Below are 16,940 nucleotides of genomic sequence, written 5' to 3'. Positions count from 1 at the left end.
GGCTCTAAGCAACCCGACCCTACCGGAAATCACCGATGGCTATGAAATCCAGCTACACCACTCCATGGGACACGATCGCCTCGGCCGCTCGAAACGCGGCGTGAAGGTGATCTGCGCGGCAGCCGTACGAACGCCGTGATGAAGGGTTGGGGTGTGTTCGCACCGGTGGAGCAGAAAACGGCCCAGCTTTAGAGGCAAGCATGCTAACAGTTGTTAATGTTCTGATGAAACGACTTTGATTGTGATAAGGGCGGCCGGACGTGAACCTATCGGTAGAATTATGCTCCTATCCCGGACTCGATGAGCGGATCGTCATCGTTCGGGCGGGAGACGAAGTGGATGCCGTATTTGTCCGGACGGAGAGGTTCAACGTCCTGATCGATACGCTTGGCACGCCCGAACTATGCCGGATCGCGCTCGACCTGCTTGAGGAAAACGCCAAGGCTCGTCCGCTGCTCGTCGTCAATTCACATATGGACTGGGATCACTTCTGGGGAAACTCTGCGATTTCAGGGCGCGCTCCGATCATCGCGCATGCCGCGGCACTCGACCGTCTGCGTGACGCCTCCACTCAGCAGGTCCTGAAGGACAAGGCGAACCAGGAATCGCGCTTTCGCAAGGTGGAGCTCATCGGCCCCGATATCACCTTCTGCGGCTCTATGGTGCTGAACGGCGGCGATCTGACGCTCGAACTCATTCATACGCCGGGACACACGCCCGATCATATCGCCGTCTGGATTCCTGAACTTCGCATCTGCCTGGCCGTCGACGCGGTGGAGTACCCTGTTCCCGAAGTGTGGAGCAGAAGTGGTCACGATCTTCGGCTGATCCAATCCTCGCTCACGCGGATCCGTGACTTGGAAGCGAGACTGGTCATCCCTGCGCATGGCAAGACATCCTCGCCTTCGACCGTGGATGAGAACATCGCCTATTTCCAAGCCTTGGCCGAACGTATCGGTACCTTGAGCAAGAGCCGGCTGGCGGAGCCGCAACTCGGTGGCATGGATGGTTTCAGGCTTCAAGATTTCGTCGCCATTCCCGACGGAATGCCTTTGGACACGGTGGCGTTCTACCGGGCCTGTCATGAGACCAATCTCGGCGCCACGGTTCAGGCCCGTATCGAAAAATTGAAATCCGCATAGAGAATACCGGAGGCCATGACGTGAGACTGTTGGAGGGCGGGCGGATCGGGCAGATCTGGCGCGACGGCGATACCGTCATCAGGCCGTCCGGCGAATGGACGCCGACCGCGCACCGATTTTTGCGCCATCTCAGAAGCAAAGGCTTCCTCGCAGCGCCGGAGGCCATTCGCATCACCGGTGAAGGTCAGGAGGTCGTCGGCTACGTCGCTGGCCGCGTCTGCGAAGACCTCGGCGATCCCCTTATCGGCTCGGAGCGCATGCTGATTTCCGCAGCGAGACTGCTGCGCGATTTTCATACTGCATCTCAAGGCTTTCTGGAATCGGATGACGCGGCCCAGATCTGGATGCTGCCGCCGCAGGAACCGCGCGAGGTCGTCTGCCACGGAGACTATGCGCCCTACAATGTCGCCACTATCGATCATGAGGCCATCGGGATCATCGATTTCGATACTGCCCATCCCGCACCGCGGCTTTGGGATCTCGCCTATGCGGTCTATCGCTGGGCGCCGCTCTCCGACCCCGCCAATCCGGCTGTGGCATTCGGCTTTTATGAACAGCTGCGGCGGGCGGAAATCTTCTGCAACGCCTACGGCGCGACGGCAGAGGAACGGCGCCGGCTCCCGGACATGATCTGCAGGCGGCTTCAAGCCCTCGTCGATATCATGCTGGCGAGTGCCGCAGCCGGAGACGAATTCTTTAGGGAGGACGTCCATGCAGGAGACGCCGGGCTCTATCTTAACGACATCGGCTATATCGCAGGTATCGGGACCAGTTGTTGCAAGCGCTGTCCTGATTAGAGCCATTTCCTCCGGCGGAAGAAGCCGAACAAGCCGGTGCACAAGACGGCGATGACACCAAGCACGACGAAATAGCCATACTGGAATTTCAGTTCCGGCATATCGTTGAAATTCATGCCATAGATGCCGGCGATCGCGGTGGGAACGGCGAGAATTGCCGCCCAGGCGGCGAGCTTGCGGGCAATCGCCGTCTGTTCCGTCTGGCCGATCATCACGCTGGCCTCGAAGGCGAAGGCAAGCACTTCGCGCAGCGCGTCGATATCTTCCTGGACCCGGCGCACGTGATCGGTCACATCGCGAAACAGCGACTGAAGCGTCGGATCCATGCCGGGCAGATCGATGTGTTCGTATCGGCGGCAGACATCCACCAGCGGCACCACGGCATTGCGCAGCCGCAGGAGCTTGCGCCGCAGCAGGTAGAGCCGTTCGATATCGGACTTCGACAGCTGTTCGCGCAGCACCAGATCCTCGAGCTTCTCGACCTCCTCCTGCACCACCTCGATGACGGGCATGTAATTGTCGACGATGAAATCGAGGATGGAATAGAGGATATAGTTCTCGCCGTGAGCAAGGGCGGCGGGTGTGGCCTCGCACCGCTGCCTGACTGCAAGATAGGAGGAGGATTCTCCATGGCGCACGGAGACGACATAACCACGACCGACGAAGAGGTGCGTTTCGCCGAAGATGATCTCCCCATCCTTCATATGGGCAGTGCGGGCGACGACGAACATTGCGTCCCCGTAAATTTCCAGCTTCGGACGCTGGTGCGGCTGCGCCGCATCCTCGATCGCCAACGGGTGAAGATTGAACTCGGCCTGGATCTGGTGCAGCAGCACTTCATCCGGCTCGTGCAGGCCGATCCAGACGATGGCATTCTCCCGGTTCCGCCATTCTCCGGCCTCTTCTATCCTGATGTCGCGAATACGCTGCCCGTGCTGGTAGACAGCGGCCGCGACGACACCGCGCCGTTCATGCGGAGGCGACGACGGAGCGCTTCCGGTCCGCACGGAAACACTGTCCAAATCCTTTAACCGTTTCAATCCCGCCATCCTCCCCATTCCCGTGCGGATCGCACATCCGCAACCAACGCCAGTCAGGCGTTGCGGCGATCATAATGCTATTTCGAAAAACATGCATCCGCCTCCGGCCATGTGGCGACGAGCCGCCGCCTGCCGGCTCAGTTAGCGGTTACAGAAGCATCACCCGCTATCACGTGTCCGTGGAAATATCGTCCCAGTCCTGGTCCATGTAGCCGATCAGCCAGTTGAGGGCATAATGGCGCTCATGGACCACACCCTTGTTCAATCCGGTGGGCGGCTCTTCGCCCTTCAGCCTTGCATTCACGACGGCCCAATCGTAGCGATAGGTCAGGTCGGCGGCGTCGAGCAGCTCGTTCTGCGAGCGCAGCTTGGCACCGCGCATCAATCCATCCGTACCCAGCTCGCGGAGCGTGTTCGCAATGAACGGGACGTCGCAGATATGGTCGGGGCGCTCGAGCTCGGGCACGATGCCGAGCGCCCAAAGCATGACGTGCACGCCTTCGTAACGCCAGGTGAAATTCGTTTGGTCCTGATCCGAGGGATCGGGATCGTCCATGAAGGCCTGCTCCTTCGGGGTAAAAAACCCTTTCGCCCCGAACTGCCGGATGAGGGCCTGACCCATCGCGTGGTCGCCGGTCTCGCCTTTCACGGCGACGATCGCCAGCGCGACGGCGCGCTGGACGACGACCTCGGTATTTCGACGGATGCTCGTGCTCTCGGGCTCGATGGTCGGCAGGTGATCGATGGTCGGAACGCCTTCCGATCGAAGCTGGGCGACAGAACGGGCCTTGCGCGCCTGTGCATCGTCGGCAGTTTGCGAGACGGCTGCCTGCACCGGAATAATCAGTGCGAGAAGGGTGGAAAATAGTCGCTTCATGTCTGACTCCCTGTCGGCGCGGCAAGGTGAGCAATAGGCATTTTTCCGTATCAGTGGGACTGCAAAGCCCGGAAACAAGCGCTGCTTTCCGCAAAATTGGTAAACGTGATTTTACCTATGGAACTCGATGAGTCGGGCGCCCGGCAATGCCGGGCGCCGCGTTTTTCAGGATGCGAAGGCCGGATTGCGCCGCGCGCCCATTCTCAGCACGAAATAGATTGCTCCACCGATGGCGACGCCGAAGAACCAGCCGTAGGTGCCCCACCAGTCCGGCAGGATCGAGGTGAAAGTCGGCAGGATCGACGAGAATAGAGCGCCGACCGCAAATGCGATAAAGGCATTGCCGTGCCATCCGTTCTGGAAGCGGAACTCGCCATTCTCGTGATAGAGCGCCTCGACGTTCAGCCGACTTTTCCTGATAAGGTAATAATCCACCATCATGATGCCGAAGATCGGCCCCATTGTCGAACCGATGAAGTTGACGAAATGTGCCGCACCTGTCTCCCACGGAGCGAAGGGATAAAGCACGAGAGCGATCAGGGCGGCGATATAGCCGCCGCGCTTGAAATTGATCTGGCGCGGGAAGACGTTGGCGAAGTCGAAGGCCGGCGAAACGAAATTCGCCACGACGTTGATGCCGAGCGTCGCGACCGCGAACGTCAGCGCCGCAAGCAGCGCCAGGAACCAGCTTTCGAATTTGGCCGAGATCTGTTCGGGATGCAGCAACACCTCTCCATAGACCGTAAAGGCGGCCGTGGTGGTGACGCCTGCGACGAGGCAGAAGGCCAGGAGGTTGATCGGCAGACCCCAGAGATTGCCCTTCCGCAGCGCCTTTTCGCTCGTTGCATAACGCGAGAAATCGCAGAAGTTCAGGTAGAGTGCGGCGAAATAGGTGATCCAGGTGGCGGCCACGGCAGCAAGCGCCGCAATCGAGCCAGGTTCGCCGGGCACGCCGGCATCCTTGGTCTTTTCAATCAGGACATCACGCGGGATTTCTGAACCGAAAGAGAAAGTGCCCGACTTGGCGACCAGATAGACCGCGAGGATCAGCATCATGATCCACACGGCCGGACCTGCCCAATCCTGGAATTTGCGGACCGTTTCCATGCCGCGCTGGATGATCAGCAGCTGCAGCGCCCAGACGATGGCGTAGCAGATGACCTCCAGCGTCGAATGGCCAAGCAGGTGGCTATTCTGGTGGAAGGCGAGCAGGCTCTCATTGCGGATCAGCAGGGCGACGATTGCACCGGATGCCGCGGCGGTCTGCGCCCCGTACCAGAAGCAGGCGACCACCGCCCGGACAAGTGCCGGGACATTGGCACCGAAAGTGCCGAAGGAGGCGCGCGCCAGCACCGGAAAGGGCACGCCGGTACGCACGCCCGCATTGCCGACCAGGCTCATGAGAAAGAAGATGACGAGAGAGCCGATGCCGATGGCGATGACGAAATTGACGAAGCTACCGCAGAGCAGAAACAGGCTCGCCGCCAGATAGTAGCCCCAGAGGCTGTGGACGTCTGAGGTCCAGACGTTGAAGATGCTGAACGCACCCCATTTGCGCTCCTCGGCGGGCGCAAGATCCTCGTTGTATAACGAGGGAGATGGATTTCGTATGCTCATGAATGCCCTCCCATATCCCTGAGGTCGACTCGACCACGGAAGAAAGTCTGCTCCTCATTTGGGCATCTGACAATTTACTAGTCACATTGTACACAATGGTGAGGATGCAGATGTACAGGCACCCGGCCTATTGCGCGCCGACGACACGTCCGGCCAGCCGAAACGGGCTCGGGACCGCGGCGCCTGCAGCATCAAAGATGAAGGCGCCGACATCGCCGGCGGTCGATCGCCTGCCGCTCTCAAAGGAGGCAAGCTGGGCGCCGAATTTGGCAAGAGAATGCCGTTCCGTCATCGATCGATTTCCCGGGAATCAAAAGGCTCTTGGGAGCAGACTTTCGCCAATTCTCATTTCGGCGTGGGATGGCATCGCCTGCGCCATCCCACCCATTTCTTATCGCGGCCCGTGTTGCAGCGGCCGCCGCGGCGGCCGTAGGCGATGGCCGCGAAGACAGGCTCAAACTTCCGCCGCGGCGGCTTCGGCCCGAACGCCTTCGTCCCTCGGAATCCTGAACCATGCCACGTAGAGCGCAGGCAGGAACAGCAGTGTGAGCGCCGTTCCGACGACGATGCCGCCCATCATGGCGTAGGCCATCGGACCCCAGAAGATCTCGCGCGAAATCGGGATCAGTGCGAGCGTGGCGGCTGCCGCGGTCAGCATGATCGGCCGCATGCGGTGTTCGGTCGCCTCGATCACCGCCTGCCACGCCGCGACGCCTTCGGCGCGCAGATGCTCGATCTGCACGACCAGAATGACCGAGTTGCGGATCAGGATGCCAATCAGGGCCAGGACGCCGAGGATGGCGACGAAGCCCATCGGAGCATTGCTTAGCAGGAGTGCTGCGACCACGCCGATCAGGGCCGTCGGCGCGACCGCGAAGACCAGGAAAAGGCGGCTGAAGCTCTGCAGCTGAATCATCAGGATCGTCGCCATCGTAAACAGCATCAGTGGAGCCACGGCGGCGATCGGCCCCTGCGCCTCAGCGCTGGATTCGACGGCGCCGCCGATTTCAATTTTGTATCCGACAGGAAGGTTCTTCTGGAACTCCCCGACTTTCGGCTTCAGCTGATCGACAATCGTCGCCGGCTGCGTCGAACCGATGACGGCTGCCTTGAGCGTGATCGTGGGCTGCCGGTCGCGGCGCCAGATCGTCGGCTGCTCGAGCTCGTAACGGAAATTCGCGACTGCCGAGAGAGGCACGACCTTGCCGTTGGAGGTCGAGAGCTGCAGATTCTCAAGGGTCTGGATCGAATCGCGCTCGGATGCCCTGGCTCGCCCGACGACATTGACGAGGTAGATGTCGTCGCGGATCTGTGTCGCCGTAGAACCCTCAACGATACCGTTAAGCGCGGTTGCGATGTCCTCGGAGGAGACGCCGAGCTGTCGCGCCTTGTCCTGCAGGACATCGACCTTTACGACGCGGGAAGGTTCGTTCCAGTCCAGCACCATGTTCGAAAGCAGGGGGTGGGAACCCACGACACCTGCAAATTGCTGTGAGATATCGCGGACCTTCTGAATGGCCGGGCCGCTGATCCGGTACTGGACAGGTTTGCCCACCGGCGGGCCGATGTCGAGAAGCTTAACGAAAGCGTCGGTGCCGGGGAAGGTCTTCGTCAGATAGGCCTGCAGCTCTGCCCGAACCTTGTCGCGCGCGTCGAGTCCTTTGGTAACGATCACCGTCTGTCCGAACGAAACGTCGGGTGTCTGCACGTCGAAGGACAGGATGAAACGCGGTGCGCCCTGGCCGACATAGGTCGTCCAGTGGTCGATATCCTTGTTGTTGGCCAGCATCTCCTTTTCGAATTTGGCCATCTGTCTGTTCGTCTCGGCGATGGAACTGTTGTGAGGCAGGTTCCAGTCGATGACGAGCTCGGTCCTGTCCGAGTTCGGGAAGAACTGCTGCTGCACCAGCCCCATGCCGCCGACCGAAAGGGCAAAGACGCCGACCGTCGCCACGATGGTGATCCAGCGCCAGCGCATCGCGAGCTTCAGAAGCCAGGAGAAGACGGCGGCGAAGCGCCCCTTCTTCTCGTGATGGGATTTCATGGTCTTCGGCAGGATAGTGACGCCGAGAAGCGGCGTGAACAGCACAGCCACGATCCAGGACACGACCAGCGAAACCGCGATGACGACGAAAAGCGTGAAGGTGAATTCGCCGGCGGCGCTGTTGTTGAGACCGACCGGGATGAAGCCTGCGACAGTGACAAGCGTTCCGGTCAGCATCGGAAAGGCGGTCGATGTATAGACGTGGGTGGCGGCCTTCCTCAGATCGTCGCCTGCCTCCAGGCGGGCCACCATCATCTCGACGGCGATCATGGCATCGTCAACGAGCAGCCCGAGCGCGATAATGAGGGCGCCGAGCGAGATGCGCTGCAGCGAAATGCCGGAATATCCCATCACCACAAAGGTGATGGCAAGCACGAGGGGAATGGAGATCGCCACCACCATGCCGGCGCGAAGGCCGAGACTGATGAAGCTGATGACGAGCACGATGACGATCGCTTCGAACAGCGCCCGGGTAAAGCCGGAGACAGCCTCATCGACGACATGCGGCTGGTCGGAAACACGGTGGACATCCACGCCGATCGGAAGATCGGCAACGACCTGCTTCATTTCAGCATCGAGCGCTTCGCCGAACTCCAGGAGGTTGGCACCCTGCTTCATGCCGATGGCAAGCCCGATCGCCGGCTCGCCGTTGAACCGGAACAGCGCCGAGGGCGGATCCACATAGCCGCGCTTGATCGTGGCGACGTCGGTCAGCGGGAAGAAGCGGTCGTTAATGCGAAGGTTGATCGATCGCAGGCTTTCTTCGGAGGTGAATTGTCCGCTCACCCGCAATGCGATGCGCTCCGGCCCGGCATCGACAAAACCGGACTGGGTGACAGCGTTCTGGGCCTGCAGGGTCTGGACGACCGACTGCTGGTCGATGCCAAGTGCTGCAATCTGGCGCGTAGAGAACTCCAGATAAATCGCCTCGTCCTGGGCGCCGATCACGTCGACCTTGCCGACATTCGATACCTTCAGGACCTCAGAACGAGCATTTTCCACGAGATCGCGCAGCTGCCGCTGGGTCAGACCGTCGCTGGTGAAGGCGTAGATATTGCCAAACACGTCGCCGAAACGGTCGTTGAAGAAGGGGCCGACGACGCCGCTCGGGAAATCACCCTTGATGTCGGCAATCATGTTGCGGATACGCAGCCAGGTCGGTGTGACATCCCTCGCCTTCGTCGTCGGCAGCAGCTCGACGAAAACGGTCGTCTGGCCGGCGACGGTCTGGCTCCTCGTGTAGTCGAGCGATTCCAGTTCCTGGAGCTTCTTCTCGATCCTGTCGGTCACCTGCCGCGTCACTTCCTCTGCGGAAGCGCCAGGCCACTGCGCGGTGATCACCATCGTCTTGATGGTGAAATTCGGGTCTTCCTCACGACCCAGGTTCAGGTAGGAGAAGGCGCCTGCGAGAATGAAGACGATCATGAAGTACCAGACGAGCGAACGGTGTTCGAGCGCCCAGTCGGAAAGGTTGAAGGACTTCACTGGCTGATCTCCTGGTCGATCCTGATGGGCTGGCCATCTTCAAGTTTATGCACGCCCGCCACGACCACCCGCTCTCCGGGAGCGAGTCCTTCCGTGACGCGGACGCTTCCGCCGTCGACGAGGTCGCCGTCGATCTTCACGCGGCGCAGCGACACCTTCCTGGCAGGCACATCGACAATCCAGACGCTCGAGCCGTCGCTGCCGGCAAGGATGGCCGAGGAAGGCAACACGATCTCGGGATTGGCGGCGATTGTTGCCGAGGCTGTGATGACCGAGCCGAGCCTGAAGGCTTCAGGCGGATTGGTGAGCGCGATCTTGGTCCTGCTCGTGCGCGTGGCGGTCTCCGCCTCCGGCGCGATCTCGCGCACGGTCCCGGAGGTGCGGATCGTCGGGTCGAGCTGCAGCGTCACTTCGAAAGGCGCGCCGTTCTTCAGTTTTTGAGCGGCGGCCTGGGGCACGTCGACCACGGCGTCGCGCTTGTCCGGACGCGCGATGGTCACGACGGTCTGGCCGGCCGATACGACCTGGCCAACCTCAGCCGAGGTCGCCGTCACCACTCCGTCGAATTCCGCCCGCAGCTGTGCGTAGCCCAGTTGCTCCCTGGCCTTGTCGAGGTTGGCTTGCGCCTTGGCGACGGCGGCCGCGGCCGTTCGCCTCGCCTGCTCTGCTTCTTCAAGCGAAGCTTCCGTGCCGGAGCGCGATTCCACCAGCGCGCGCTGGCGCTGCTCCGTGGTCACCGCGTTTCTGAGCTGGGCGTCGCTATTTTCCACATCGGACTGGGCGCTGCGCACCGCAAGCTCCAGCGCCAGTGGATCAATCGCGGCGACGACGTCGCCCTTCTTGACGATGTCGCCGACATTGACGTTGCGGGCGATCATCCGTCCGAGGATCCGGAAGCCGAGCTCTGTCTCGATCGTGGGTTCGATCGTACCGGTCAGGCTGAGGCTCGTCGCGGGCGTCTGTTTGACCGTCATCGACAGCACCGGACGGGGCGCCTCTTCCTTGCCTTCCTCCTGCTTCGTGCAGGAGGAAAGCAAGGCCGTACCCATCATCAGTGCGATTATCTTGGGACCAATAGTCACTTGGAAGCTTCCTTGACATAAGACACGATTTCGCCGGGCCTGAGGAACTTGGTCCCGTCAGTCACGACTATCTCTCCCGCCGTCACACCCGACTTGACGACGAAGCTGCCGGTCTCATAGCCGGCGACGTCGACCGCACGGACGGAAACCGCAGAGGATGCGGGATCCACGATCCAGACGGCCGGCTTGCCGTCCTTCGAGGTCATTGCCGACCAGGGCAGTTGGATGACGTCCTGCGAGAGGTAATTGAACCGTCCGACGACGGGTGCGCCCAGAGGAATAGGCGCGTCGCTTGATATCGCGATCTTGACCCTGATAGTGCCGGTGGAGGAATCGATCGTCGGAGAAATTTCGCGAACCTTCGCCGTGATCTTCTGTGTCGGGTCCGATAGAAGGGTAACTGTTCCGTCGCCGTCGATCGGGCGGAGGAAGGCACTTTCAACCACCTCGAAAACGGCATCCCGTTCGCCGTCATGGGCAAGGGTGAAGACGACCTGAGCGGCCTGCGCCACCTGCCCGACCTCGGCATTGCGGGCGGTGATCACGCCGTCGGCATCTGCATTCAGCTCCGTGTAGGACAGGGTATCCTGTGCGGTTTCGAAAAGCGCCTGCGCCGACTTCGTCGATGCCTGGGCGGTCAGCAGCGCTTCCTGTGCCTGATCGAGTGCGGCGCGCGTCGTCACCTGGGTTCGAAAAAGGCTCTGCTGCCGGTCGAAGGCAAGCTGCGCCTGGGTCTGCAGGGCCTCAGCGGACTGAAGATTGGCGGCGGCCACATCGAGATCTGCCTTCTGCTCCTCCGGATCGATGCGCGCCAGCACTTGCCCCGCCTTCACCGATTGTCCGACCTCCACCAGCCGCTCGATGATCTTGCCGCTGACGCGGAAGGACAGATCGGTCTGAACACGGGCGCGGACTTCTCCGGTCAGCGCACCGCCGTCAACCAGCGGCTCAGGCTTGGCGACGACGACGCCGACCTGCCGCGGGGTTGGCTCGGTCGGCCCGCTCGCATCGCTGCAGGATGCCAGACCGACGGCGCAGATGATCGCAGTGGCGACCAGAATGGTTCTCATAGTTGACCTCTTGCTCTCAACGGCAGCTGCTATATAATTGACTGACGGATTAGTCAATGAAACTTTGTGCCGCATGAGACGAGGGCATGATTGGTTAAGGGAGGCCCGGAAGTGGCAGCAGAGAAAAAGATTACACGCGCGGAACAGAAAGCGTTGCGCCCCATCCAAATCCTTGACGCCGCTTTCGAGGAGTTCGTTAGATGCGGCTTCGCCGGCACACGTGTCGAGGATATCGCCGAAAGGGTCGGCGTCACCAAGGGCACCGTCTACGTCTATTTCGAGACGAAGGAGACGCTCTTCGAAGCTATGATCAACCATTTCTCGGTGCCCTTTCAGGAGTTGCTGGCGATCACCGACGAACTCAGCGGCAGCGCCACGGAGAGGCTGAAGTCAATTCTAAGCCTGCTCTATAAGCAGATCGCCGAAGATCGCACGACCCGTGAGCTGGTTCGGCTCGTCATTGCGGAAGGACAGCGGTTCCCCGACCTGATCGACCGCCACCACGATGAATTTATCGCGCCGATTATCGCCAAGATCGACTCTCTCATCGTGGAGGGAATGGCGTCAGGTGAGTTTCGCCAAATCCCGGTGGAATTCTCCGATATGGTCGTTGCACCCATCCTGACGAGGACGGTTCTGCGGCTGATATTCGACGATCGTCGCGACCCAATTCCCAATAAGGAGGCCTTCCTCAGGACCTATTTCGACCTGCTCTTCAACGGCCTGCTCGCCAAGCCGGGCTGATCGCCAACGGCTCTGAGTAACTGACCATCGCGAGCCTTCCGCGGCCCGAGTTTTTCCGCCATGGAGCTTTGGAAACCGCTTCGGCTCCTTCTGGCACCCATTTCTGACGCCAAACCTAAACTATTCAATCCATTCCTCTCCGCCAACGAAGATGTCTTTAAGGCTGCCATTCCAGCGGCTCTCCGATCACTTCTGCGGAGCTCATTCGTGGGTCGAGGCCGCATGGCCTTTTTCTCCATTCGTCGCTCCTGCAGCGCTCGTTTGCGGCCGTGCTGCAGCCCGACTTCGTCTGGAGACGAAAAATACCGCTCGATGCAGATGGATTTAATGAAGTTTTTAGGTGAAAACATCAAGTTAGCCGATGCTTTCAAGGTACGACCTCAATCGTGACGAATTAAAGTGGAACGCAAAGTCAATCTCAAGGATGTCGCGCGCGACGCCGATGTGTCGCTGAGCACGGCCTCGCATGCGCTGAACGGAACCGCGCCGCTGACGATCGAAGTGCGCGAGAGGGTTCTGGATTCGGCCAAACGCCTGGGCTACCTCGACCGCCGCAGAAAGAAGGCGACAATTGCCGCGCTGCGCGTCCTGCTGCTCGCCATTCCCGACGATGCTGCGCCGGAGAGCGATCTCAACCTGGTGAGCTGGACGATCCTAAACGGCCTTCGCAGGGAGTGCGAGCGCCGCGGTATCCGCATCGTGCCTTACGTCAGCACCGGCCGGCGCATCGACGGCGGCGAGGTCAGGCAGATGGCGGTGGCCGAACGCGCCGACGGCATCGTGGTGCTGAACGACGATCAGCCCGAACTCATTCGCAGCCTCGCCTCGGCCGATATGCCTGTCGTCATCGTCAACGGCGAGGATCCTGCCATGCTGGTCGATACTGTGACGCCGGAAAACCGCTTCGGCGCCCGGCTCGGCATCGCGCACCTTCTGGCGCTCGGTCACCGCCGAATCCTTCATCTGACCTGGAAGGGCCGCACGACGATCCAGCGCCGGTATGACGGTTTTTCCGATGCCTATCTCGCCGCACAGCTTCCGGTGCCGGAGGACATGATCGTCGAGGCCGAGGGATATGAGCCCCGGCATGGCGAGGCGGCCATCAACGCGCTGCTCCATCGCGACCCCACGCTCAAAGGCGCCACCGCCGTCTTCTGCGCGGCCGACAATCTGGCGCTCGGCTGCCTGAAGGCATTCGCCGATCGCGACATACGCGTGCCCGACGCGATATCTGTGCTCGGCTTCGACGACATCGTTCCCGGCGAGTTCAGCCGTCCGCCGCTTTCCACCGTGAGCGTGCCCACCGACCGTCTCGGCGCTGCAGCGCTCGCGCTCATCGAACAGCGGTTGATCGCCAGCGATCCGCAGCGGCCGGCTCATCGCCTGGAACTCGGCTGCCATCTCGTCCTGCGCGGCAGCATCGCGCCGCCGCGCTAAAGCGCCGGCAGAGCCAGGACCTCGAAGCTCCAACACTCACATCAGCGCAAGCGCTCAGCCCGTAGCCGTGTATCTCGCGGGCTTTCTCCAAAGGTGTTGCGGTATATGATGGAGAATCTGCCCGCGTGCGCAAAACCCCATATCGCGCAGATTTCACGAACGGTTTGCTGGTTCGTCGGGTCCCGCAGCTGCTCGCGGGCTGCCTGCAGCCGGATCGTGCGGAGATAACCTGCCGGCGACGTTCCCCTGAAGGCCTTGAAGCCCGTTTGCAGCGCGCGAAGGGAAACGCCGACATCATCTGCAACCATCGTCATGGTTAGGGGTTCCGCAATGTTGGCATGCATGTAATCGATGGCCCGTCGGACGTGCCAGGGCGCAACCAGCGATACTTTCTGTTTTTCCAGTTGATCGGAAAAACGGTGCCGTCCAAATCGGATCACCAGGTGAGCGAGAGTTTCACTTATCGCCGCTGCCGCAAGCGGCGAAGACATTAGCGGGCCATCGCCGCGCATGCCCTGCACGATCGTCTGGAGCAGATTGCCGATGAGCTGGCCTGACTGCGTCGTGCGATCCAGGACAGGGTCGAGGTCGAGCGACGCGGAGAGGGGCTTTTCCACCAGCGAGGCGAGCATCCGCTTCACAACCTTCCAATCCAGGAAGAGGGCGTCCGAGCGGTGCGGCCCGCCCTGGACCACACGATCGCCGGCTTCGTGGTTGTTGGCCATAAGAAGATGACCGGCACCGCTTTCGACCGTTCTCTTCCCTATCGACAGTCGAAAGGATCCTGTGTGCGGCATGAAAAAAGCGAGATGCTGCGGAGACTCGTCAAGCGTTCGGATTGTCCAGGAACTCTGATACACCGAATGAAGCACGGTGAGTGCCTCGGTCCTTCTCAAATCCGCGGCCCAGGCAAACTTCCGATCGTCCCTCAGAGGCTGTGCGTCGAAAACGCCATAACCCGCCGAAAAGGCTTGAACCATCGATTCGAAGCTGGTGCCTTCATGCGTGGGCTCAAAGCCGTAACACTCAGGCTCTCCAAGACGGCCCAATTTCTCCGCTCTCAACCAATCCATGCGGCTCGATTCTCTTCCCTGCCACCTGAGACGACATCGCGACTGGCCTGACCAATCTTGATGCGTTAAGCAGGACCGGCAACACCACGGATGATTTCCTTGCCCTGCAGAACGTCCCTCCCCTGCTTCACACTTATAGTGTAAATCACCATGATCGAAAAATGAAGTATGTTCCTCTGGACCACGTCGCCGCGCATTTTCTGCGAGACACGCAGCCTGCAAGGGTTGCGTCTCGCAACGAACGGGACCTGTTGCGGTTGATCTGGAAATCGCCTGGAATCGAACGCTCCAACCTGACGGAACCGCTCGATCTCACCCAGCAATCGCTGCACAGAATTGTCGGGCGGCTTCATGATCGTGGAATGGTCGTCTTTTCCCAATCGGAAAACCGGCGGGCCGGTCCTCCCAGTCCGGAGCTGACGCTCCGAAGGGAATGGTGTCTGACGCTCGGCATCTCCGTCAACGTGGGCACGATCGGCCTTTGCCTCATGGGTTTCGGCGAACCGTTGGACAATATGGAAATTCCGCAGACCGGCTCCTCGCTGTCCCTGGAGATGGAGCGGATCGAAGCAGCGGTCGGAGAGATACTGGCCCGGCGCGGCGCCAGGCGGCGTGACATCCTCGGCGTCGGCCTGGCGGTCGCCGGTCATCGCATGCTGGAGACGGCTTTCAATTGTCCACTGCCGCTAGCCCATTGGTCGCTCATCGACCTGGCGCCGCTGCTTGGAGAGCGACTTGGTCTGCCAGTCTGGGCGGACAATGTCGCCAGGACTGCGGCCTTGGCGGAAGCAATCTTCGGCGTCGGACGTGACGTCGCCGATTTTGCCTATATCGCCCATCTTCATGGCTATGGCGGCGGTCTGGTTTCCGGCGGCATGCCGTTTCGCGGCAGTTTCGGGAATGCCGGCGAATTCTCCGTTCTCTTCGGGCGGCAGGACTATGACGATCGTCCCGCACTCAACCAGTTGCTCGAACATCTTCGCGCCAAGGGGCGCGCGGGACTGACCCTTAAAGATTTGAAGAATGAAAATGTGGCGGATTGGGATGGCATCGAGGAATGGATCGACCGTGTCACGCCGGCCCATAATCGTGCAGTCAACGCAATCTGCGCGATCTTCGACCCGGCATTGATCGTGCTTGGCGGCGAGTTACCACATTCACTTGCAAGAATGCTGATCGAACGCACCGAATTCAACAATCTGCCTCGGCATGGCGCATTGCGCGACGTTCCGGAGCTGGCCGTGGCCCAGATCATCGATGCCCCCGGCGCGATCGGCGCGGCCTTGATCCCGCTATTCGAAACCGTTTTGTAATGGCGGCTCGGGCAGTCAAGCCCGCGTGGCTTGCATCCAAGCAGGGCTGAAGCGCACCGCAGTGCCAGGTGCGGTGCGCTTCAGCCGGCGCGACGAGATGGGAAGGCAGTCTTCAATGCTTGGGAGGTTTCCACATCTCGACCCCAATTGGGGCTGCGCGCCAGGATTCGTTCATTTCATTCCCGTTCCGGCAATGCCAGTTGTGATGTATTTCTGCAGGAACAGGAAGACGACGGTGACCGGCAGCAGGCTGAGGAACGTCATCGCCAGGATATAGTGCCACTGCACCGAGAACTCTCCCTGGAACGCGTTGAGACCGACCTGCAGGGTGAAATTCTCACGGCTGTTGAGGACGATGAGCGGCCAGAGGAAGTCATTCCAACGCCAGAGCACGGAAAAGATCGCCAGTACCGCCAGCGCCGGTGCTGTCAGCGGCAGGATGATCCGCCAGAAGATGCAGAATTCGCTCGCCGCATCGACGCGTGCCGCCTCGATCAACTCGTCCGGTATGGTCAGCATATATTGCCGCAGCAGGAAAACGGCCGTTGGAGAGGCGACGGTCGGCAGGATGACACCCCAGAGATTGTCAGCGAGCCCGACCCCCACGATTACGAGGTAGGCCGGGACCATGACGACGGCGAGCGGGATCATCAGCGTCGAGATGATGATGACGAACACAGTCGTGTCGCCCCGAAATTTGTATTTCGACAGCGCAAAGGCAGCCATTGCGTTGACGATAAGCGTCAGCAGCGTTGCAACAACGGTGACGAAGACGGAATTTTTCAGAAAGGTCAGGAAGTTGAAACGCGTCAGCGGATCGGTGTAGTTCTCGGTGGCAACGGTCAACTGCTGCACCGGCGTGATCCCCTTCACGTCGACACCGACCGGTTGCCCCGGATTTGCAGGATCGACCATCTGCGCCTTGAGACCGATGCGCCGCACCATGGCCATTTCACGCTGCCGGCTGTCAATCGTTACGTTCCAAAGGCTGAGGGGCTTATCGAATCCGGGCACGGTCTGTTCCAAGGCGGCCCGGGGAAGCAGCGACGGCGGAAAGCGGGTGATCTCGGCCGCCGGCTTTAGCGAGGAGAGGCCTGCCCAAACGACGGGAACGAGCACCGCGAACGTTCCGCCAAGCAGCCAGACCCATGACAAGATATCGGTGATATCGATGCGTCCGGCCCGGCGTGTGCGCGAGAGAAAACTGATCGGGCTCATC

General features: G+C 60.7%; 13 protein-coding genes and 1 pseudogene. 5 read left to right on the top strand and 9 right to left on the bottom strand.

What is annotated here, in order from left to right:
- The first annotated feature begins 260 nt into the window (after positions 1–260).
- Positions 261–1,142, top strand: coding sequence for an MBL fold metallo-hydrolase (locus FFR93_RS35365; RefSeq protein ID WP_138396594.1), 882 nt, complete (start codon positions 261–263; stop codon positions 1,140–1,142).
- Between the two features lie 20 nt (positions 1,143–1,162).
- Positions 1,163–1,935, top strand: a pseudogene (locus FFR93_RS35360) (phosphotransferase).
- Here FFR93_RS35360 and FFR93_RS35355 read toward each other — a convergent pair.
- The 7 genes from FFR93_RS35355 to FFR93_RS35330 all read right to left on the bottom strand — a co-directional run bounded on the left by FFR93_RS35355 (position 1,936) and on the right by FFR93_RS35330 (position 11,154).
- Positions 1,936–2,979 (bottom strand): magnesium and cobalt transport protein CorA, encoded by a 1,044-nt coding sequence (locus FFR93_RS35355; protein ID WP_064713217.1) that lies wholly within the window; start codon positions 2,977–2,979, stop codon positions 1,936–1,938.
- A 169-nt stretch (positions 2,980–3,148) separates the two neighbouring features.
- Positions 3,149–3,856, bottom strand: coding sequence for a DUF4272 domain-containing protein (locus FFR93_RS35350; protein ID WP_138396593.1), 708 nt, complete (start codon positions 3,854–3,856; stop codon positions 3,149–3,151).
- A 165-nt stretch (positions 3,857–4,021) separates the two neighbouring features.
- Positions 4,022–5,473, bottom strand: a complete 1,452-nt coding sequence (locus FFR93_RS35345) for an NCS1 family nucleobase:cation symporter-1 (protein WP_138396592.1) — start codon at positions 5,471–5,473, stop codon at positions 4,022–4,024.
- A 127-nt stretch (positions 5,474–5,600) separates the two neighbouring features.
- Positions 5,601–5,765 (bottom strand): hypothetical protein, encoded by a 165-nt coding sequence (locus FFR93_RS41115; protein ID WP_171049309.1) that lies wholly within the window; start codon positions 5,763–5,765, stop codon positions 5,601–5,603.
- A gap of 162 nt (positions 5,766–5,927) precedes the next feature.
- Positions 5,928–9,002 carry an efflux RND transporter permease subunit gene (locus FFR93_RS35340; protein WP_138396591.1) on the bottom strand — a complete coding sequence of 1,025 codons (3,075 nt, stop codon included), beginning with the start codon at positions 9,000–9,002 and terminating at the stop codon, positions 5,928–5,930.
- Positions 8,999–10,084 (bottom strand): efflux RND transporter periplasmic adaptor subunit, encoded by a 1,086-nt coding sequence (locus FFR93_RS35335; RefSeq protein WP_064709615.1) that lies wholly within the window; start codon positions 10,082–10,084, stop codon positions 8,999–9,001. The genes FFR93_RS35340 and FFR93_RS35335 overlap by 4 nt, the downstream gene beginning before the upstream one ends.
- Complete coding sequence (locus tag FFR93_RS35330; protein WP_138396590.1) at positions 10,081–11,154, bottom strand: efflux RND transporter periplasmic adaptor subunit; 1,074 nt, start codon at positions 11,152–11,154, stop codon at positions 10,081–10,083. The genes FFR93_RS35335 and FFR93_RS35330 overlap by 4 nt, the downstream gene beginning before the upstream one ends.
- A gap of 111 nt (positions 11,155–11,265) precedes the next feature.
- On the opposite strand from FFR93_RS35330, the gene FFR93_RS35325 reads away from it, so the two are divergent.
- The gene (locus FFR93_RS35325; protein ID WP_138396589.1) at positions 11,266–11,898 is read left to right on the top strand and encodes a TetR/AcrR family transcriptional regulator; all 633 of its coding nucleotides are present in this window, start codon (positions 11,266–11,268) and stop codon (positions 11,896–11,898) included.
- Between the two features lie 399 nt (positions 11,899–12,297).
- Positions 12,298–13,335 carry a LacI family DNA-binding transcriptional regulator gene (locus FFR93_RS35320; protein ID WP_064713138.1) on the top strand — a complete coding sequence of 346 codons (1,038 nt, stop codon included), beginning with the start codon at positions 12,298–12,300 and terminating at the stop codon, positions 13,333–13,335.
- 41 nt (positions 13,336–13,376) lie between these two features.
- Here the strand turns inward: FFR93_RS35320 and FFR93_RS35315 are convergent, their stop codons facing one another.
- Positions 13,377–14,408, bottom strand: coding sequence for an AraC family transcriptional regulator (locus FFR93_RS35315; protein ID WP_138396601.1), 1,032 nt, complete (start codon positions 14,406–14,408; stop codon positions 13,377–13,379).
- 161 nt (positions 14,409–14,569) lie between these two features.
- Between FFR93_RS35315 and FFR93_RS35310 the strand changes: the two genes are divergently transcribed.
- On the top strand, positions 14,570–15,721 hold the full coding sequence (locus FFR93_RS35310; protein ID WP_064713136.1) for an ROK family transcriptional regulator: 1,152 nt from the start codon (positions 14,570–14,572) through the stop codon (positions 15,719–15,721).
- Positions 15,722–15,892: 171 nt separating this feature from the next.
- On the opposite strand, the gene FFR93_RS35305 is transcribed toward FFR93_RS35310, so the two are convergent.
- Positions 15,893–16,939, bottom strand: a complete 1,047-nt coding sequence (locus FFR93_RS35305) for a carbohydrate ABC transporter permease (RefSeq protein ID WP_138396588.1) — start codon at positions 16,937–16,939, stop codon at positions 15,893–15,895.
- Between the last annotated feature and the right edge of the window lies 1 nt (position 16,940).

It is taken from the genome of Rhizobium sp. MHM7A, assembly GCF_005862215.1.
Classification (GTDB): domain Bacteria; phylum Pseudomonadota; class Alphaproteobacteria; order Rhizobiales; family Rhizobiaceae; genus Rhizobium; species Rhizobium bangladeshense.
This window is presented reverse-complemented; position numbering and strand designations above follow the sequence as displayed.